The sequence below is a fragment of the Spiroplasma endosymbiont of Sarcophaga variegata genome (assembly GCF_965178695.1).
Lineage (GTDB): Bacteria > Bacillota_I > Bacilli_A > Mycoplasmatales > Mycoplasmataceae > Spiroplasma > Spiroplasma poulsonii.
Window position 1 is genome coordinate 1384337 of the sequence record NZ_CBCXVU010000002.1, and the last position, 20135, is coordinate 1404471.

Here is a 20135-nt window from a genome sequence, read left to right on the forward strand (position 1 = left end):
AAAAATTAAAATTAGATGATAAAGGTAATCCAATTTTAAATGATAAAAAATAATTTGAAATTGAAGAAGTTGATTTAGACTCTTTAATGGCAGATGAAATAAAAAAACAAGTTAATGAACAAGGTGAAAAATTAGCAGAAGAAAAAGCTAAAGAAATACCCACTAAACAATTAGAAGATCAAACTACTAAAACGAAAACTGAAAAAGAAGATCGTCTTGCAGTTCTTGAAAAACAATTTGCAGAAATTCAACAAGGAATTAAATGAAATCAAGGTGTAGGAGTTACTCAAGAAAATAAACAGTCTGATAACTTAAATGTTAATAATAATCAAGAATCAAATTCTTCAATGGGAATTGATTTACAATCATTCAAAATAGTGGGAGGTAGTGAATAATGGCAATTACATTAAATAATATTCAAACTTATTTTAAGGATAATTTTAAATTAAGTAATTTATATGGAAGATCTAAATATTCTGTTTTATTCCCTAATGAGTTGCAACAAGATGGTGGTGGATGAAAAGCCGAAGTTTACTTACCAATTATAAATGAATCAATAACACAAAAAGATTGAGATCCTAATTTAGGTTTTACGGAAACTTATGTTACAGAAGACTTTAAAAAAGTACAATTAGATCAAAATTTTACTGTTTATAATCGAATTGCTAATCAAGATAAATTGGCATCAAATTGACCAGCTAATAAATTAACAATTACTGATTCACAAAAAGCTAAAATTTTAGATAAATATATTATTAAAGTTTTATGCACAAACGTAGCAAATAAAATTACAAGTCCAATTAAAATTACAAAAGATAATTTTGTAACTGAATTAAAACGTTTACAAGCATTTGTTTTAGAAAATGATATTCATTTAGAAGATTGTATTATTTTTATTGATCCTGAAGTAGTAAGTGCAATGATTAATGCTAAAATTCAATATTCAAAAGCAACAATTGAAGGAACTTTGGCAACAATTACTTCCGCATTAGGATTTAATTTTGTTGAGGCTCCAATTAAACAGTATGGTCATTTAATGGTACCAATTGCACCACAAGCAATGGCATGAGTTCTTGCTATTGATGTGCCACTACAAGCGGGACAGTATACTCAAGGAAGATATTTGGGTCAGTTATTTATTGCCAATAATGAATTTTATTATGGTGAAGTTGTTCAAAATAAATTTTGATTTTCATATCCAGACCCTGATTATGTGCCACCATCATCAACAAGAGTAACAAGAAGTATTGAAAATGTTGAACAATTAGAAAATGCAAAAAGATTAGCCTTAGATTTAGTTCTTGAAGCTTATGATGGTGTCCCTTACACTAAAGAACGTAGTGAATATGTTAAAAAAATTAATGATGCAAATAAATTAGATGATGTATATAAAACTAAAGAAGAAGCATTTAAGTTTTTATACACTAAAAATGCCTCGTAAGATTTTAGATCAAAACTTAATAACGTATAAAAAACGGATTGTTTATCAAACGCCTCAAAAAGCAAAATCATTTTGAGAACTATTATTAGCGATGATTGGTCTACAAGTATTAGCAACAGTTTTAGGGTTTTTAACTGCTGGAATTGGGGCAGGAATAATTGAGGGTTTAGGTGCATCTCAGTTGTTTATTACAACAGGAAAAGTTTTTATTAGTGGAGTTACGAATTTTTTAGTAATGGAAACAAATGATGTTATCAATAACAATGTGAGTTTAAAAAATACGTTATTAAATTTGTCTTTTTGTAACATCAAAAGTAGGTTCACATCTAAATCGACAATATATTAGGAGGATATAATTATGGAACTTAATCAATTGTGAGAAATAACTTCATATAATGATTATTTTAATAATTGGAGAAGTACGGTAGGTCAATTTTCTAAATTAACGTCATATCAAAAATCTTTAGGATATGCGACTCCAGAGGAATTTTTTAACGCGCAAATGATTACCGCACAACAAATGGCCAATGAGAAAATTGGTAATATGATTGATAATCCTAATTGATTTAATTCACGTGATTTACCAGCAATTACACAGGAAAATTTAAAACGTTTTACTTACCGGGCAATGGATTATTTACCCGTTAACGATTATGTTGTTGTCGAAGATGATCGTGTTAATATATCAATTAGCAATGGTAGTCGAACTGATTCAACAGTTAAAACTCCTAAATTAACAATTGATGGTTTATTGGGTGATTTTGCATGAAGAGCTTGACGAGCAACCGGTCTAGAGCATCTATATTCAACTTATTTAGCAAAAAAGAATGAGACACCATTATTAGACCCGAAACAGTTTTATGACAAACAAGAAATTGATGCCTTCTTATTGGAAATAGATAATACAATTCAAGAAGAACATAGTTTTGCTGAAATTGAAACAACAAAAAACCGTGATTTAATTGTTAAAATAGAAACTGAATTAACATCCGAAATTAACCAAAAGCAAAATATTGCTGATCAAATTTTATATCAGCAAGCAACTGATGATGAAGGTCAACCAGTTGGACCTATTGAAAAACTAGGTCAATTTGATGAAATTTTAGAAATTAGTCGTTATCCAGCAAATGCCGTTGTCACAACTCCCGAAGGTAAAAAACGTGCAATTTTAAATCATAACATTTTGGGTGAAGTTAAAGATGCTATGGTTGTTCAGTCAACTTCTGATAGTGATTTAGTAAATGCAATTGGACGTGTTTGAGGATATGGTGTTGAAAATGATGTAATGCAAGCAAAAACTGATATCGCCAAAAATACAACTGATATTACAAATAACAAAAGTAATATTGGTGATATTACTCAATTAACGACAGATCAAAAAGATAATTTAACAAATGCTATTAATTCGACAAATGATAAATTTGATTTACTAAAGAATAATCTTTATAAAGATGTTACTGATTTTTTTAAGACAAAAGGTAGTTTATTAGATATAAATAAAAAGTATTTAATTGTTGCTTTTGGAATAATAAATAATAAAGAATTATATTTTTGAAATTTTGTTAAACCAAATTATCAAGAAGTTTCACCAGGAGTAAAAACTAGTCAAGACATTTTTTTATCGTCAGAGACTAATGTATCTTCAACTCAAGCTGGCGTTATTTCAATTAAAACATCTTGAGTTAGTATTAGTTTTCCAATTGATGGTGCAATTGCAAGAGAAGGTATCATAAGTTTAAGGGGAAATAACTGTACTTTTGATGTTACAAAAAGCCAAATGACTGATAGTAAAAATTTATCAGGTCAAATTTCAGAATTTAGTGTATATGAATATAATGGTCAAGGAATACCATTGCCAATAACATTTGATAAACCTATTTCAAATCAGAAAATTAATTTTACAATTCCCTATTGAGAAAAACAACATGAACTAGAATTAGCAGAAGAGGAAAGCAAACGATTAAAGAGAGAAAATGCTAAATTATCTGATATTAAGCCATTAGAAGACCAAATTAGCGAAATTAAACCTATTGTTGATGGATTTTTATACAGCAAAAAGATGAGCATCGAATGAAAACATTAGGGTTACATCCTTACTATAAATATTACAAAAAAATGAAGGAGATGACTCATAATGGCAGATACAAAATTTAATTTATTTGAAAGTTTAAATCCAAAACCCATTTTTGATGGCTTGAAGAAATTATTTAATGTAGGGCAGTGAAAAAATAAATATCTTGATGAAAGAGATAATCGACAAAAAGAACTAACAAATGAGTTGCAGTTATCAAAAGAAATTTGTGAGTTAAAAATTAAACGTCAAGCAATGTTTCGTTATTTTGGCCATGTTCCATATTTATCAATTTTCTCAATTTTATTAGTAGCTAGCCAATACAAATGATTTGGAGAGGGTTTATATCCAATTTCTGATACCCATAATTTTATTACTTTAAAATTTGGAGAATGGGGTGGTTACCCGGTGGAATATTTAGGAATTTGAGGAATTTGTAAAGTAACTAATAATCCATTAACTAGAAAATTATATATTGGTAAAGGTTTTCAACATCTTTATCGGTTACCTGCTTATTTGATTACAATACCAATTTGAACAATGTTCAATAAGAAAATTAAACAAAAAGAAGATTTATGAAATGAAAGAAAATTAAATTCATTGACAAATCAAGAAAAATAGTGCATCTATATGTACCAGGAGGAATTTAAAATGATCAAAAATAAAAAGCGTAAAATTAGAACTTTATTTGAAGGTCAAGATAGATATGCAGTAGTAACAAATTTATGAATAGCATGAAAAAAAAGAAATCCTACAGTAGTTTTAGAAAATAAAAGTATGGTTAATCGAATTGAAAATGCATTAGCTATGTTATCAAGTAATTTAAAATCAAATTATTGTATTAATAAAGGAGATAATGACGATTACAAAATTTTATTACCATATTATTTTGAGGTTACTAATCCATTAGAAAGTCCAGATGCAACTGACTATTATGAATATAAAGATATAGTTGTTAAATTAAAATCAAATTATGGTATTTTTACTGAAAATAGCTTTGAATTTAACCAAGATATAATTTCAAAAAACTATATTTATCAATTAGACTATAATAACTTTTCATTTCCGGAAATTAATAATTCGTTAGAAACTAGTTCGATTCCTTCCACAATGCCTTTAGATCAACAGTTAGCTAATGGTAGCTATTCAAAATACTTAGCTCATCGAATTACTAATTTAGATGAAGAAGTCAAACAATTATACTCTAGCTATGGTAGTGGCAAAATTGAATTTGATTCTTACAATGATAGTCTTACTAACAAAGGCGAATTCAAGTTACAATTTCCATCTTATATCACTGAATTATTAGTTAGTTCAATCCCGGGTTATGGATTATGAGAGTTTAAATTAACTGATGAATATAATGAGAAAGTTAAATTTGCAATTGGTTTATTTGATAGCACTGATCAATCTAGATCATTAATATCACTTATATTATAAGGGTTTTTATTTGCCAAAATCCACGAGCGCTCGCGCGTAATTTTATTGACTTTTTAAGAAAAATAGTGCATCTATATTGGCATGGAAACAAAAGAAATAATTAACTTAAATTGAGATGAACAAAACTGTAATTTTAACATTGACGCATTAGCTAAAATTTTTATTGCTAAATTTTGTGAGCCAATATCGAAATCAGCAATATTTAAAATTTTAACTGGGGCAAAAGGGTTTGGAAAATCTTATCTTATTTGTTTATTAGCGTTATTTTATACATGCAATTTTTTAGATTGAAATTGTCTACTGGCAAGATATACTTACATATCAGCCAAATATAACTACGATAAGAAAATGACAAGAGTTATTAATGACGTATAATGTACGATGAAGCTCCAAAAAACAACTCTTGTTAGGGTTGTTTTTTTATTTGAAATAAAAAATCCCTAAAAGGAGGTAATGATAATTAAACAACAAAAAATATGTGATGTTAATGATTGCTATAAAGCAGTATCATTCATTACCGAAGAATTTTTATCAAATAAAGTTTTATGAACTTGTGAAAAACATAAATATTTATTAAATAAAATAAAAGATAAAACACAAAAACAGTTTTATCAAAAACTAGAAAATTCAAAAATTATCTTTGATGATAAAACTGGTTCTTTTAAACTTTGATTTTATAAAACAACTTAATGCAGGGTGGAACAGTTATTTTAAATAACTAAGTGTTTTTTTCCACATAGGCGGTCTAGCCCAGCGGTAATCAGTCCGTAAATAATAGACGCTTTAACAAGCGATAGTCGTGATAAGTGCGGGGTCAACATCAAACGACAATAAATATTGAGATGGCCACTTTATAAATAAATTTGCGATAGATATTATCCCATTAGAGGATGACAGAGGTTTTAAAAACCACAAAGTCAGCATTAGGCTCTTCAAGGTGCAAGTGAATTTATTTTAAAAACTGAACGCTTTGACCTGAAATGGTGCGGATGAAGAGAGAGAATTCTCTGGCATTATCTTATAAAAACAACTGTCGATTATTAAACATTAAACAATAAAACATACCGCCACCGCTCACCCGCAGTGAAGCGGATGGCGTAGTAAATAAATAGATAAATACTTAATTATATAAATAACTCTCGCTTTGGCACTTTCACTTGGGAGTGAGTGCCAGCGAGTTAAAAATAGGAGGTAAATATGACAATCAAAAATCTAATATCAATATATATGTACAATGATTTTTGTATTAATATATTTGATAATAAAACAGGGCAAAAAGAAAATATTAATGATGATATTAATTTAATTAAAAATGAAGAAGCACATTTATTAAATCAAGAAATAACTTATTTTGATATTAAAGAACAAAAAGGAAGAAAATTAATAGAAATATTAATAGCAAAGAACGAGGTAAATTAGTATGTGAAAAGATGAAAATGGTTATGTTTATACTGAAGAAGATTTATTTAATATGGCATTAGAAGAATGTCATTCAGAAGAAAGTGCTTATGAATATATTGATAATTTAATTAATGAAATGGAATTAGAGGAAATTTAATTATGGCAGATTTAAAATTAAATAATGAAGTTAAAAATATTACGTATCCATTTTATTTAAAAGGAAATAATTTTAAAGAATTAAGTTTAAAAGCATTAACAATTAAAAAATGAATTGATGAAAATGGACAAGAATTAGCAGAATTTATATATCGACAACAAGCTTGATTAATAAATGGAGAATATAAATCACAATCACTAAAAGATTTAAAATTAGTAGTTTCAAAAATTGATTATATTTTTAGAGAACCATTAGAATTAATAAAATCTTTTAAAGATGAATTAAATTTTATTAGAAAAGATATTTTGAATTTAGAAAATAATATTAAGAATAATCATGATTCTTTAAAAAATAATGTTATTAATATTCAATTTCAAAAACAAAATGAAATTATTGAAACTCATAAAAAAGAACAATTTTTAGAAATTAAAAGTGTAGCAAAACAAGAGCAAGAATTAAAAATTATTACTAGTAATTTTCGGAAAGAAAAATTATTAATTAAAGATATTGAGGTTATTGGTATTAATGATGATTTTTTACAAAATGCTGATAAATTAGAACTTATTAATCTTATTAAAAATTATTTAGTTGTTGATGAACAAATTGTTAAAAATGAAATTAAAGATCAGTGAGATAGTAATAAAGATATTAATTTAATTGGGGTTAAAGGTATTAATTTTAAAATAAATAAAGGAGAAAAATAATATGGCAAATATTGTTGAATTTTTAAGAACAGATAAAGCAACAGAATGAATAAAAAGTAAATTTTCTAATGAAAATGAAATTGCAAGATTTAAAAGTAATATAGTTGCAATATCAAATAGTAATGAATTATTACAAAAAGCAGATCCAAAAACAATTATGACTGCTTGTTATCAAGGAGTTTTATTAAATTTACCAATGGAAAAACAATTTGGTTATGCTTATGTAGTTCCATATAATACTAAAATAACAAGAATTATTAACGGTCGCGAAATCCAAGAATGAATTAATCAAGCTCAATTTCAAATAGGTTATAAAGGTTATATTCAATTAGCACAAAGAAGTGGTCAATATTTAGATATGTCAGTATCAGATGTTAGAAAAAATGAATTAGTAAATTATGATCGTTTAAAAGGAACTAGTTTTAATTGAATTCAAAATGAAGATGAAAGAGAAAAATTACCAATTATTGGTTATGTAGCATACTTTAAAATGGTTAATGGTTTTGGAAAAACTTTATATATGACCAAAGAACAAATGGAAAATCATTTTATGAAATATTCTAAAACTTATGCTAAAAATAAATCATTTTATATTGCTAGTTTTGATGAAATGGCATTAAAAACAGTATTAACATCTTTATTAAGAAAATGAGGTATTATGTCTGTTGAATTACAACAAGCTTATAAATCAGATCAGGCAGTTATTACAACTAATGATGAAAAGATTTATATTGATAATGATAGCAATATAAGCATAAATAAGGGTCAAATTAGTAATGAAAATATATCAAGTGAAGAAGTGACAGATAATAATTTAGTTAAAGAAGAAGATATATCAAATGTAGTGCCAACAATTAATAATAACAACGATGAGGAATGAGCCACTTGATAAAAATAGGTATTGACCCATCAGGAACAGGTACTACTGCTATTGTTATTTATGAAGATAATAAATTAATTGAAAAATTAGAATTTACAAATAAAAATTGAAAAGAACAATATGAATTTATTAATGATAAATTGTTTGATTATGAAGAAAAAATTAATATTGAAGATTGTTTATATACATCTGCTAATGCTAGTAAAGATAGAGATGATTTATTAAGATTATTAGGAGCATTATCTGTTTATAAATATTTTATTAATTGAGTATCACCAAAAAATACTAAATCAGTTGTTAAAAATATGGAAAATTTAAGTAAATATAATGATAGTTGTATATGAAAATTTGATAAAGATACTAATTTAACTTATCAATATGGTAAAGGTTGATTTTATAATAATGAAAAAATAAGTAATCATTTACGAGATGCAATTATTATTGCTAATTATGAAAGTTAATATTATGAAACATTCATATAATCAAAAAACAGGAAAGTATTATTCTTGTCAAATTCGTAATGTTAATATTTACTTAAATAAAAATGAAGAAAAAGTTTGAAATGAATTTAATAACTTTACTTATTCGCAACGAATTGAATATCTTATTAACTTTTATATAACACATTATAAAGGAAATAAAGAATATGAATAATTATATTTTATGTTATCGATCTGAACAAGGTAATCGCCCTTGTAAAAACCCTCGTGGTGAATATATAATTGGGATTGATAAACAAGATGTAGATATTAATTCAACTGAATACTGAGAATATTATAAAAATAATTATGGAAAAAATAATTTAGTTATTTGTAAAGTTAAAAATTTAGACTTAATATTAGAAAATAAAAAATAACCAATTAAGGTTATTTTTTTTAAATACTATTTGTTAGTTTTTTAATAGCATCTTTTTGTGCTTGTTTTTTGTCATTTACTTTAACTTGTTTTTTAACATTTTTAATTTGACCTGTTTTTAATGCTAATTCTGTTGCATAATCAGGTCCTCGTAAATGTTTTTCGTGAGCAATAACAGCAGTTCTTAATTCTCTAATTTCTGCTTTATATTTTTTAATTTTTTTAGCAGATAATCCAAGAATACCAAGACTACCCATTCCACCAGCACCCGCTAATACAAGTAAAGCAATTACTATTTCATTACTAATTTCCATTTCTTTATTTCCTTTCTTATCCTTACTCAAACAGTGGCCATCCATTCTTTCAGAACAAAATAATTTATAAATTAAACTATATAACCACCCAAAAATATCAACCGCCCCTATATATAGTTTATTTTAAATTTAATTCTTTGTTATTTTCTTCTTGTTTTTTAGTATATTCATCTTGCATATTTTTAAATATTTCTTCTGTTATACCATCCAAATTATTTCATTGTTTTGATATTCTTGGTTGAATAACACGCGGATTAATACGGCAGTTCAAACAATGTCTTAAATGGTCTTTTTTTCATTTTGATTTATCAATTCAAATAATAATTAAAGAAATTATTAAAGTAATTAAAGGTAAAATTGTAAATACTAATCCCATTTTAGATATTTTTAATCGTGGAATATCAATTTTCATATCTACTTTTGGTTTACTACTAGCAACAAATATACCTTGAATTCCATATGTAAATAAAGGTGTTAGTAAAATAGCAATTCCATTACCTCAATATTGTCCATAATTATATCAATTAATATTATCTTTTATTGCATTAATCATGCCATATTCTAATCAACAATTTAATGCTAAAAATATCAATGTATAAAAACTAACTACTCAACTACGAATTTTATATTTTCTTTCTCATTCTCTAATATCTTTATGATTTCAATTATAAGTTGGAATAGGGTCTTTTTTAAATCAATTTCAAGGTAAGGCACCCTTTAATCAAGTTGTTTTATTTTGTTTCATTAATTAAAAATCCTTTCTAAATTAATTTTCTTTTAATTGTTAAATCTTTAATAACAATATTATTTGTATCATTTGAAATTGAGCCATCTTGCTTAATTGTTATTCTTTTATAAGAATTATCTGCTAAAAATGAAAATATTGATTTTTGTGATATTGTTTCAAAATAATATGTTACAAATTTATTAGCAGATGCATAATCTGTTATTGAAATTGATATTTTATAGTAATATTTTATTAAATCATAATCTGGAATTTTAAATGTTAATTTTTCGTTTGCTTCTGGATAATTAATTAATTCTCAATCATTACCAGTATTAATAGATATATCACCATTCCCCAATAATGAATTACCATTAATAGTTTTAATATTTGTACCACTTATTAATTTATCTTGTTTTAAATCTGAAACTTCAATCTCATCATTATCATTTTTAATGATAGTTTTATTATCAATTTTTATATCAGTACCACTACTTTGTTTTGCTTTTCAGACATTATTTTCATAATAAATCGTATTATTATCAAAGGGAACTATTAATTTAATACACTCATTATAATCAATTTTAGAAAAATCATTAATAGTAGGATAAGTAATATTTATTGAATTATCAGTTTGTAATCGTTCTTTTAATCAAAATAATAATGTTGGATAAAAAGTTTTTTTACTAATATGCTTATATTCTTCTTCTCATGGATGAGCATAATTATCTAAACTATAATTATAAGGTCTAGATACTGTTTTACTAGATATAATATCAATAATTTCACCTGCTAATTTTAAAGCATTTTTAACATCACGAGTAATATTTTCATTTGCTTCTGGGTCATTAGTTTGTGAATAAGCAACTCCACCTTGTGAAAATGAAGCACTACCAGTTAAATCATTAACTCCTTTTGGTAAATATCAATTTATAACTGCTAATAAACAAGCAGATTGAATATAACTTAATCATTTATCATATTCAATTAAACCAGTATTATCTTTTTTTACTCAAGGAAACAAATCTTTTTTATTAATTTTATCTGAAATTGTTCCACCTGATAATCTATCCATTCATAAACTAGTTTTTAAAATAGCATTATAAATTAAATTATCATTATAAGCAGATTGTTTACGATCATTAATAGGTTGTCAAAGTTTACTTGCTTTAACATCTTCAACTGTTATAAATAACAAATTACTTAAATTATTTTCCATATAAAACACCCCTTAATTGATTACGATATTTATTTTTTAAATTATTTGGTTTATAACTATTAACCTTTCTTTTGGTTTTATTAATTGCTTTAATAGATTTATTAACCTGATAAAATTTATTTTTAACTGGTGTTTTATATAAATTCTTAATATTTTTAACATCACTTCGGCGTTCTCGATATCATTTTTTATTATTAATTTCACCAGCAAAATTAAAATTAAAATGTCCAATCTTTAAATTATTAATAAACTTTTTAATTTGTTGTAATTTTTGAACTGTTGGTAATGTTAATTTAGTAGTTCCTTTGGGATATTTTTCTTTTAATGCTTGTGGTAATCGTTTTTTAATATAATTTCTTAAATGACTAGGTAATCATTTTCTTAATCAATAACGCCAAAATAAAGTCCCTGCATTAGAAACAGCATTACTTAATAATTTTCATATTTCAACTGGAACACTAGGATAAACATATGGACCATAAAATTTTGGATGTTTTGCTGTTTTTGTATATATTAAAATAGTTAAATTACCTGTTAAAGTTAACTTATTTGTAATATTAAACATACCACTATCAAGTCAACTACTATTTAAAGGCTGTCAATTAGTATTTAGATATTTTTCATTTTTAAATTGTTCTCTATTTTGAATATTATTATCTTTTTCTAATTGACTTAATATTTGTTGTATTTCTTTTTTATGACCTTTTTTAATTAAATCTAAATAAGTAAAAGGATTTAATCATTGATAAATATCTTCAACTTTACTTGTAATTTTATTATATTTATCAGTAATATAATTAATTGGTTTCTTTAATTTTGTCGAAAACTCTTGATATTTATAAAATATACCTAAAATTAGGTATATTTTTAATATATAGAGGTAAATAAATGATGAAAAAAATAATTACAGAATTAATAAATAGCTTAACAGATGATCAATTTTTAGAATTTTATGAAAAAATAAAACAACAAGCAGACTTAATTAAAAAACAAAAACGTTTAAATGAAATTGATCAAAAATTTAGAGATAAAGGCATTATATGTCCTAATTGCAAATCTTTTCATTGTGTTAAAAATGGTCATAATTCCGAAGGAAAACAAAAATATTTATGTAAAAAATGTCGTGCTAGTTTTGATGCATTTCGTCATCATTTTACTTATTGAAGTCATTTAAATTATGAACAGTGAAATTTATTAATTCAAATTTCATTGTTAGGACAATCTAGTAAAATAATTTCTCGTTTTATTAAAACAACCCCAAAAACCGCTTGATATAATCGACAAAAATTAATGCAATCAAAACAATTAGAAAATACACAGTTAAAATTTAAAAAATTAAATGGTCAAATCCAAATGGATGAAACATTTATTAAAGAAATTCATAAAGGCAATTTTAAAGATAAATTTGATAAACGAAAAACTCATCTCGATCCATTTTCAACTGATACCAAATGCTGTATTCAAATGGCAGTTGATAGCAATAATAATATTTTTGTTCAATCCACCAATACCAAAAGATTACAAAAACAATGGATTATTGAAAATATGAATAAGCAACTAATTAAAGAAAAATCAATAATTATTTCTGATATGCAACCACTATATTTATTAGTAGCAAAACAAACAAATTCTACTCTATATTCCACCAAAACTAGTACAAACCCTGATACTAGTTATCAAAAGTTAAATAAGATTAGTAAATTACAATCCAGTCTTAAAGAAGCCTTAATTCATTATCATGGTTTGGGTTTCACTAATATTCAAAATTATTTAAAGCTCTGAAAATGAAAATACCAACACAAAGGTTTAACACCAAACCAACAATCAACGGTATTATATTTTAACGTTTAAAAAATTTAAAGCAAAATCATAATCTTACACAAAATTAGTTTTCAAATTGTCATATTGATGATTTTTTTTATTTCATCAAGAGTTTTCGACAAAATTAAAGATTGGTTTTAATATTTTATTTTGAACTTGATTAACTCTATTAATTAAATTTACAAATTTACTTATTAAAGGTTTATTTTCTAAATTAGATACTAATAAAGTTAAAACGCGTAATATTAGTAAATTCATTGTTTATTAAGAATTTTTAATTACAACATCAATGGGGTTTGTTTGACCAGTAGCATTGTTTTTACCTTCAATTTGAACTTCAACAGTTTTGTCATTTTTAATATTAATTGGTCAATCTTCACCCTTAGCTTCAATAAAGTAATCATAATCATTTTCTGTTAAAAAATTATTTACCGCTTTTACTGATTTTAAAACAACATCTTTAAATTGTGGTTTTAATTGTTCTGCTGTTGTTTGAGTTGGATCGTCAACATGAATAGTTGGTTTATCTAATTTATTAATCCCACTAATATCAATTTTATTTGATGATGGAATTACATAATCAACAGGAACTCTAAATGTTTTATTAAGATTACTTTTAGCAGTATTAATTTCATCTTGGGTTGGCGCTTTTTCTAAAATAATTTTACATGTTTTTGGATATAAAATTGTTGGTGTTGCATATTGTACTTTACCAATTCATTTAGAGGGTTAGCAGTATCATTATCTAAAACTTGTTGAATAGTATCCATATTAATTGGATAAGCTCATACTTGTTTATTAATAATTAAACCATTTACATTAGTAAAATTATAACCTTTATCACGGTTAACTTGTCCTTTTGTATATGTTTTTTCTAAATGAAAACTTTTAGATACAGGAATACCCATTGCGGTATTTTCATATAATTCACCATTAACCATTGCTTTTAATTGGGCTTGTGAACCAATCACTTTTAAATACGCAGGTGTTAATCCTAAATAGGCTCTACGACCTAAAACCATAAACATTTTATCAGTTGGCAATCCAAAATATAAATTACTAATTTGATTTGTTAATTCAATCAAAGTTTCATTTAATGTAAAGAATGCCTTATTTGCATCATCAGCATTTTCTGCTGTATAACTACGAAATGGAATTACTTCATATTGACCATCTGCTAAACAATAATCATAAATAGCCTGAATTAATTCACATTCTAAATTAACAAATTTATTTTGTACAACACTAGAAATAGCATCAGCAATAACACCATTTTTAATATTTTGTTCTATTAATGCTAAGTCAAAAGCCTCATTCATTAATTTTAAATTAAATCTCTTATCAATCGGAACTGGAATTCTTGTTAATCCCATTGTTTGAGTTGCCCCACCATTTGGTAATGAATAATCATCTTGTCATACCACACGATGAGTTAAATTATATAGTGCTTGTCCTGCATTAGGTAATCAAGCAACTTGTTCTGCTGTTGCAGTAGCATACTGCATAATACTTGCATATTCATTATATAAAGGTCCACGCAATAAAGCATTAACAATATCAACATAGGCTTTTTGACCTGTTGTGTTACCTTGTAATGTAAAAGGTACTTGTGGCAAATTAATTGTTGCCATAATTTCACTCCCTTATTATCTAAGGTTTTTAAGTGTATAATCAGTTAATTTTTTAATTTCTTCTGGAGTATATGCTCCTTTTTCTTTAATAGTTTCAATTTCATCATTTTTATTTTCAACCGATTTTTCAATCATTTCTTTAATTAAATTAGTTGGTGAAACTGATGGTTGTTCTTCAACAAACAAATCAGGTTTTAATTCTTTTAAAGTTTGCATTTTTTCAGATAAAGAACTACCACTAACTTTTTCTAAATTAATTTTAATATCTTCAATTTTAGTAGATGGAACATCTTTAAATGCTTTTAATTCATCTAATTCATTAGATAATTTAATAAAGTCTTCTTTTGATATAACATCTTCGCGTTTTTGCACACTTTCTCTAATTTGTTTTGCTTCATTATTAAACTGATTTAAGATATTTTCAGCAATCTCTTCACTTAAACCTTGTTCTATTAATTGTTCTTTTGTAAGTGCCATTTTATAAACTCCTCTTTTTTTATTCTTGTTCGATTAACAAGTCAGCATAAACTCTTTTTTGATACAAAAAGATTAAAACTTATATTAATTATATACTTATAGTTTATAAATAAAATACTTTTTATAAACAAATACTAAACATAATTTATTATGTTGTTAATTTAACCCTTAAAACAATTAATAATAACTATTTTTCAAGATAAAATTTTAAAATAATTTCTAATTTTGCTTGCATATATATATATATATATATATACTGAAGGTAAATCTTGATAAAGAATTTCAATAAATAGTTTCAAGATAAGAAAAGGAGAAATACAGTAATGAAAAAATTACTTAGTTTATTAAGTGTATTAACTATTAGTGGAACTGCTGTACCAACAACAATTGCCGCTAGTCCTTATGAAAAAGAAAAACAATTAAATAGCGATATTAATTATTCAGAAACAAATAATTTAGAAAATTTAATTAGAGTTAAAAGACAATATGATAATATACAACGTATAGAACCAAATAACGGGACCCCATTATCATCTATTCAAGGTTTGGTCCTAAATTTAGGAAGAATAAGAATATATGACAATCGCGATGCTGTAGAAGGAGACCGGGCAATTTTAAATGCTTTTATTAACATTAATAGAAATATTTTATCTAGAGAAGTAAGAGATATTAACAATCTTTATGTTAGCGGAAGATCATATGGATCATACTCAGATACTTCAAGAGATTCTTGAGCACATATCTCATTGTTTGGTCAACAAGATACTCCAGTTTTGGTAACTTTTAATTTTCCCACAATAAGACATACCGAATCTAATATACAAATAATTCCGCCAAGACGCCAACAACAACCAATTAGTGAACCTGGATACAATTGAACTAGTAGATTAAACTTATCTACAACATATGTAAATAGAAATTTAGGTAATATTATTGATACAAAAGAAAGAACTATTATAGAATCTTTTTTATTTAATAATCAAAATTTTCCCACTGAATTAATAAATATTTTAAGAGTTTCAAATGTATCAAGAAGTAGTGCAACAATTTATGTTCCAGAAGGAAATTTGAGATATGAAGGAAATTTAATTGTTTTTTTTAGTACAAATCAAAATTCTTATTATGGTCATTTTGGTGACTTATAATAATTTAATAAAGTTAAATGGAAATAAATTAATGTTTTATTTCCATTTTTAATTAATTTAATAGACCTTAAAAGAAAGGAATTAAAAAATGAAAAAAATATTAAGCCTTTTAGGAACAATCACTTTAATTGCAACAAGTACAACAAGTTTAGTTTCTTGTAACACATCACAATATACTTATTCTGAAAAAGAATTAGCAGAATTAAAAGAAGAAAAAAATATAAATATAAAAACAAGTAATGGTGAAGATGGTGTTTTAGAATGAATGGCACCACAAGAAAAACCATTTAATAAGGTTGATAATAAATGATATTATGTAGTATATCGTGCCAATAAAAATATTAATTGACAAATTAAAAAAGTAAAAAATACTGAGAAAGGAAAAAATGAAATATTATTTAAAGATAAAGTAGGTATTTTATATCCTGCTAAAATTTTATCAGTTGAAAATTATGATAGTAAATATATGAAAAAATATTTTAAATCAGTATATCGTTGAAATTTAGATATTAACGAACCTGACTTAATAGTTAATAATAATGGTAATGTAAAAGTTAAAGATGAATAAAAAAGTGCATTTAGCACTTTTTTATTTTTATCTTGGTTTAATTGTAATTTTAATAGGATTATCACTGTTATTTACCATATTTAAAACACCCAAAGCGTTAAGGTCTATTTTTATATCTTTATTATTACCTCAATATTTTCAAACCCCTCAGTGTTCCATTTTATAGTTAAGTTCTTCTATTAAATATGCTGTTATTATTTTTGTAAATCTAATTTTTAATTTTACATCATTTGTATAATATGCTTGTAAATAAGTTTCAACTATTTTTTTATTATTTGGTAATGACACATCATAATCAGATAATTTTGTTGTTTGAAGCAAAAAATAAATATTTTCTTCATCTTTTGATGGACTATATTTATTAAAATAATTATTACCGGGCAAACCATTAGTATAAGCAGTAGAAAATGTTTGAATATAATTATTTATATTGTCAGTATATAAAATTATTATATTTTCAAAATTAACATTATCAGTTTGTGAAATACCCTTTTTTTGTAAAGTTATATTATTTAATGAACCTAAATCATAATTACAAGTAGTTTCACCAGCAGATAAATTAACATTTCTATCACGAATAAAATGTTCTATATCGGGTTTTAGACAGTTAACTTGTAAATTAGCCAGATTACTTATTTCTATTGTTTTATAAGAACTAATAAATTTATCTATACTTTGAATAGTTGGATCAATTTGTCTTAAATCAATTTCTAATTCATAATAACCATAGTTATAATTATCATTAAAAAGATTAGCACCATAACCAGTGCTTCCATTTTTAAAAGTTCCTTTTTTACATTGTGCTGGTGCTATAATTTTAGTTATTAATGCTTGTCCTGTTTTACCATCTCAAATATCTTGTGTATAAGGTTGATAGTTATATGGAACTGGTGGCAGAACATATTGTGGGTAATTAAATGTTGGTATTTCAAAGTCGTGTGGTAGTAAGAAACTAGTTTTATAATTAGTTGTCATATCGCGTAAATAATTATTTAAAGTACTTTTTGTTTTACCTCTAAAACTTCATACTGATAAGCGTAAATAATCTTCTTCATTATTAGTATATGGGTTATCAGCATAAAAGATAATTTCAAAATTACCTTTATATAATGCTTGGATTGAAAACATATCAATTATATAACTACAATTTGTACCATCTGGTGTTTGTAAGAATTCGCAATCATTATCTTTTTCACTATCACTAACTGGTGTTTGTGCATCAATTGCTTTGGTTTGTTCATTAATTAAATAAACTCGGTTAGTTTTAGGATTTAATTGTTTTAAATTATAAGTTGAATAAACTAATTCTTCGGTTGGTTTACCATCATTAGTTAAAACAGTCCCTTTAAATTTATCAGTTAATAAAGTAGTAAAACTAAAACTAGTAGCATTAGCACCAATCATAGCACCAATTTTATCATTTCCTTGTTCTCTAAATATTTCAAATGGTAAATAACCTTTACCAGCAGACTTATCACCTCAAAAGGCATCGTTATAAAAACTATAAACATTAGCACTCATAAAACCATTAAGTCATGGAAAATTAGGTCATTTATCATCTTGGGTAATTGTTAAATTTCCAATTCAGTCCCAAGGAATACCAAAAGAAACAAAGTTTAAAAACTTTCCAATAGCAGGTATAGTAAAAGGATTAAAGACTAATTTTTGCGTATAGTTTAAAGGTAATACGGTAATTTGGCGATTAATAAAATTATTCATATTTAAAATGTCTCAAACATTACACGAACCCATTTTATTATATTCAATTTGAACACTTCCAATAGTATTACCAAATTCATCTTTTCTTCTAAAATATGATGACGCTTGGGTACTAATAATATTATTAACAGTTCCACTATTTACTTTTACTTGATTTGGTGGAGTAATCATTCAACTTTTAGACCAATAAGGTTTAGAATTTGAATTTTCTTCCTTAATAGTTGTTCCAACAGTCGGATTGGTTGCTGTTGAACTTGCTTTATCTGTTATTACCATACCCTCATTATTTTTTTCAATTCAAAAATCAGACATTGATTGAATATGTTCTTTTCAATCTTTATATCCAGTAATAATAGTTGGTTGAATCCCTTGAATGTTATATCAACTTACTTCGGGTGATGCATAAGTATTTATTTTATCAGGTGGGGCAGGATACATGTTATACATTAATAAATCTCTTGAATTCATAACTTTTTTATTAAATTCACCTTTAATAATTGGTCGACCAATAACAGGCATATCAAAAAAGATAGGATTACCATAAAATTTAACTGCCATTGCTCTAACACCTGGGTCTTTTAATAAAACTTCATCTAATTCAACAATACCTTTATTTAGTTTTTCATCATAAGTTATTTTAGGAAAACAATAACCTTCACCTGGTGCTGATGTTTGAATAAATTGTCGTACTGCCAAACCACTATTACTAATTTTGTCATTAATACTTGAAAAGGTAATTTCTTGTCATAAAAAACTACCATCATAAGGTGAATAATAATTAATAACATTTGATGGATATAATCATTGTCTATCTTGGGGTGCAGAATTAATATCACCACCACCAATATTTAAACCACGGTCATTAAATACAGTATAAAAATTATAATAATCATTAATATTTAATTTATCTGCATCTTCATCTAAAATTAATAAAGTATATTTTCTTTAAGTTGATTGTTGTGTAAATACTTGTTCAAATTTGGCTTCACCAAATTGAATTGAACTTCTATCATCAATCATATAAGCATCTCAATATTTACCAACTTTAACTTCTTTTGTATAAAAGTTATCTGCTTTATTATCATTATTCATAAAATAACTTAATTTATATTGCTTTAAGTATTCTAGCATTCTATTAATATCATAAATGTTTTCACCATCAATTAATTTTCAATAAACATTATTATTTTCATCTTTTAATTTTATCGCAAAAGGTGTTTCATTATTTGCTCATATAGTTGAATTAATTGGTTGTTTATTAAAATCATCAATCGTTAATATATTAATTTCTTCACCTTTATATTTTTGCACTATTTTTAAACTATCTTGTCATTGTGCAATAGTACTTTCCATATTATCAAATATGCGTGAATAACTACCATAATCACTTGGTTTAGCATTATTAGGTTTTCAACCTGTTTCAGTATCAGGAATATATGAACTATAAACATTAAAAGGAAATACCATTCAATGGCGATTGTCTTTTATGTTTTCTCTAATATCTATTAAAGTATCATGGGCTTGTCTTCGTAATTCTTCGATAACCCCTGGGTTAATTCTACTCATTT

27 protein-coding genes are annotated in these 20135 nt (G+C 25.2%); 18 read left to right on the forward strand and 9 right to left on the reverse strand.

Going from position 1 to position 20135, the window contains the following annotated elements:
* Positions 1 to 86 precede the first annotated feature (86 nt).
* The 15 genes from ACOBME_RS09265 (at position 87) to ACOBME_RS09335 (ending at position 8950) form a co-directional block, all read left to right on the forward strand.
* On the forward strand, positions 87 to 395 hold the full coding sequence (locus ACOBME_RS09265) for a hypothetical protein (RefSeq protein WP_338965885.1): 309 nt from the start codon (positions 87 to 89) through the stop codon (positions 393 to 395).
* Positions 395 to 1441, forward strand: coding sequence for a hypothetical protein (locus ACOBME_RS09270; protein WP_419335026.1), 1047 nt, complete (start codon positions 395 to 397; stop codon positions 1439 to 1441). Before ACOBME_RS09265 ends, ACOBME_RS09270 begins: the two co-directional genes overlap by 1 nt.
* Positions 1431 to 1787 carry a hypothetical protein gene (locus ACOBME_RS09275; protein WP_338965887.1) on the forward strand — a complete coding sequence of 119 codons (357 nt, stop codon included), beginning with the start codon at positions 1431 to 1433 and terminating at the stop codon, positions 1785 to 1787. The genes ACOBME_RS09270 and ACOBME_RS09275 overlap by 11 nt, the downstream gene beginning before the upstream one ends.
* A gap of 12 nt (positions 1788 to 1799) precedes the next feature.
* Entirely contained in the window at positions 1800 to 3524 is a 1725-nt protein-coding gene (locus ACOBME_RS09280; RefSeq protein WP_338965888.1) for a hypothetical protein, read from the forward strand.
* Between the two features lie 51 nt (positions 3525 to 3575).
* Positions 3576 to 4133: a hypothetical protein gene (locus tag ACOBME_RS09285; RefSeq protein ID WP_338965889.1), complete on the forward strand. Its 558-nt coding sequence runs from the start codon at positions 3576 to 3578 to the stop codon at positions 4131 to 4133.
* Positions 4134 to 4163: 30 nt separating this feature from the next.
* A complete protein-coding gene (locus tag ACOBME_RS09290; RefSeq protein WP_338965891.1) occupies positions 4164 to 4952 on the forward strand; it encodes a hypothetical protein in 789 nt (262 codons plus the stop codon).
* 81 nt (positions 4953 to 5033) lie between these two features.
* Complete coding sequence (locus ACOBME_RS09295; RefSeq protein WP_419335029.1) at positions 5034 to 5327, forward strand: hypothetical protein; 294 nt, start codon at positions 5034 to 5036, stop codon at positions 5325 to 5327.
* A 78-nt stretch (positions 5328 to 5405) separates the two neighbouring features.
* Positions 5406 to 5642, forward strand: coding sequence for a hypothetical protein (locus ACOBME_RS09300; protein WP_338963243.1), 237 nt, complete (start codon positions 5406 to 5408; stop codon positions 5640 to 5642).
* A 507-nt stretch (positions 5643 to 6149) separates the two neighbouring features.
* Positions 6150 to 6371 (forward strand): hypothetical protein, encoded by a 222-nt coding sequence (locus ACOBME_RS09305; RefSeq protein WP_338963241.1) that lies wholly within the window; start codon positions 6150 to 6152, stop codon positions 6369 to 6371.
* A gap of 1 nt (position 6372) precedes the next feature.
* On the forward strand, positions 6373 to 6510 hold the full coding sequence (locus ACOBME_RS09310; RefSeq protein WP_338963239.1) for a hypothetical protein: 138 nt from the start codon (positions 6373 to 6375) through the stop codon (positions 6508 to 6510).
* A 2-nt stretch (positions 6511 to 6512) separates the two neighbouring features.
* Positions 6513 to 7214 (forward strand): kinetochore Spc7 family protein, encoded by a 702-nt coding sequence (locus tag ACOBME_RS09315; RefSeq protein ID WP_338963237.1) that lies wholly within the window; start codon positions 6513 to 6515, stop codon positions 7212 to 7214.
* A gap of 1 nt (position 7215) precedes the next feature.
* On the forward strand, positions 7216 to 8106 hold the full coding sequence (locus ACOBME_RS09320) for a recombinase RecT (protein ID WP_419335031.1): 891 nt from the start codon (positions 7216 to 7218) through the stop codon (positions 8104 to 8106).
* Positions 8091 to 8555, forward strand: a complete 465-nt coding sequence (locus ACOBME_RS09325) for a hypothetical protein (protein WP_338963404.1) — start codon at positions 8091 to 8093, stop codon at positions 8553 to 8555. Before ACOBME_RS09320 ends, ACOBME_RS09325 begins: the two co-directional genes overlap by 16 nt.
* On the forward strand, positions 8545 to 8748 hold the full coding sequence (locus ACOBME_RS09330; RefSeq protein WP_419333849.1) for a hypothetical protein: 204 nt from the start codon (positions 8545 to 8547) through the stop codon (positions 8746 to 8748). The genes ACOBME_RS09325 and ACOBME_RS09330 overlap by 11 nt, the downstream gene beginning before the upstream one ends.
* A complete protein-coding gene (locus ACOBME_RS09335; RefSeq protein WP_338963231.1) occupies positions 8741 to 8950 on the forward strand; it encodes a hypothetical protein in 210 nt (69 codons plus the stop codon). Before ACOBME_RS09330 ends, ACOBME_RS09335 begins: the two co-directional genes overlap by 8 nt.
* Before the next feature lie 19 nt (positions 8951 to 8969).
* Here the strand turns inward: ACOBME_RS09335 and ACOBME_RS09340 are convergent, their stop codons facing one another.
* From ACOBME_RS09340 to ACOBME_RS09355, 4 genes are all read right to left on the reverse strand, one after another.
* Complete coding sequence (locus tag ACOBME_RS09340) at positions 8970 to 9308, reverse strand: hypothetical protein (RefSeq protein WP_338963556.1); 339 nt, start codon at positions 9306 to 9308, stop codon at positions 8970 to 8972.
* A 73-nt stretch (positions 9309 to 9381) separates the two neighbouring features.
* Positions 9382 to 10008 (reverse strand): hypothetical protein, encoded by a 627-nt coding sequence (locus ACOBME_RS09345; protein ID WP_338963398.1) that lies wholly within the window; start codon positions 10006 to 10008, stop codon positions 9382 to 9384.
* 16 nt (positions 10009 to 10024) lie between these two features.
* Positions 10025 to 11206 carry a hypothetical protein gene (locus ACOBME_RS09350; protein WP_338963396.1) on the reverse strand — a complete coding sequence of 394 codons (1182 nt, stop codon included), beginning with the start codon at positions 11204 to 11206 and terminating at the stop codon, positions 10025 to 10027.
* Positions 11196 to 11771, reverse strand: coding sequence for a hypothetical protein (locus ACOBME_RS09355; protein ID WP_419335033.1), 576 nt, complete (start codon positions 11769 to 11771; stop codon positions 11196 to 11198). The genes ACOBME_RS09350 and ACOBME_RS09355 overlap by 11 nt, the downstream gene beginning before the upstream one ends.
* A 323-nt stretch (positions 11772 to 12094) precedes the next feature.
* On the opposite strand from ACOBME_RS09355, the gene ACOBME_RS09360 reads away from it, so the two are divergent.
* Positions 12095 to 13057 carry an IS1/IS1595 family N-terminal zinc-binding domain-containing protein gene (locus tag ACOBME_RS09360; RefSeq protein WP_338963247.1) on the forward strand — a complete coding sequence of 321 codons (963 nt, stop codon included), beginning with the start codon at positions 12095 to 12097 and terminating at the stop codon, positions 13055 to 13057.
* A gap of 24 nt (positions 13058 to 13081) precedes the next feature.
* Here ACOBME_RS09360 and ACOBME_RS09365 read toward each other — a convergent pair whose 3' ends face one another.
* The 3 genes from ACOBME_RS09365 to ACOBME_RS09375 all read right to left on the reverse strand — a co-directional run bounded on the left by ACOBME_RS09365 (position 13082) and on the right by ACOBME_RS09375 (position 15135).
* Positions 13082 to 13285, reverse strand: coding sequence for a hypothetical protein (locus ACOBME_RS09365; RefSeq protein ID WP_419335035.1), 204 nt, complete (start codon positions 13283 to 13285; stop codon positions 13082 to 13084).
* A 395-nt stretch (positions 13286 to 13680) separates the two neighbouring features.
* Positions 13681 to 14658 carry a hypothetical protein gene (locus ACOBME_RS09370; protein ID WP_419335037.1) on the reverse strand — a complete coding sequence of 326 codons (978 nt, stop codon included), beginning with the start codon at positions 14656 to 14658 and terminating at the stop codon, positions 13681 to 13683.
* A gap of 15 nt (positions 14659 to 14673) precedes the next feature.
* The gene (locus tag ACOBME_RS09375) at positions 14674 to 15135 is read right to left on the reverse strand and encodes a hypothetical protein (RefSeq protein WP_419335038.1); all 462 of its coding nucleotides are present in this window, start codon (positions 15133 to 15135) and stop codon (positions 14674 to 14676) included.
* A gap of 323 nt (positions 15136 to 15458) precedes the next feature.
* Between ACOBME_RS09375 and ACOBME_RS09380 the strand changes: the two genes are divergently transcribed.
* Both ACOBME_RS09380 and ACOBME_RS09385 read left to right on the forward strand, forming a co-directional pair.
* Entirely contained in the window at positions 15459 to 16280 is an 822-nt protein-coding gene (locus tag ACOBME_RS09380; protein WP_419335040.1) for a hypothetical protein, read from the forward strand.
* A gap of 88 nt (positions 16281 to 16368) precedes the next feature.
* On the forward strand, positions 16369 to 16848 hold the full coding sequence (locus ACOBME_RS09385; protein WP_338963381.1) for a lipoprotein: 480 nt from the start codon (positions 16369 to 16371) through the stop codon (positions 16846 to 16848).
* A gap of 27 nt (positions 16849 to 16875) precedes the next feature.
* Here ACOBME_RS09385 and ACOBME_RS09390 read toward each other — a convergent pair whose 3' ends face one another.
* Positions 16876 to 19263, reverse strand: coding sequence for a hypothetical protein (locus ACOBME_RS09390; protein ID WP_419335043.1), 2388 nt, complete (start codon positions 19261 to 19263; stop codon positions 16876 to 16878).
* Positions 19264 to 19512: 249 nt separating this feature from the next.
* Positions 19513 to 20133, reverse strand: coding sequence for a hypothetical protein (locus tag ACOBME_RS09395; protein ID WP_419335045.1), 621 nt, complete (start codon positions 20131 to 20133; stop codon positions 19513 to 19515).
* Positions 20134 to 20135 lie beyond the last annotated feature (2 nt).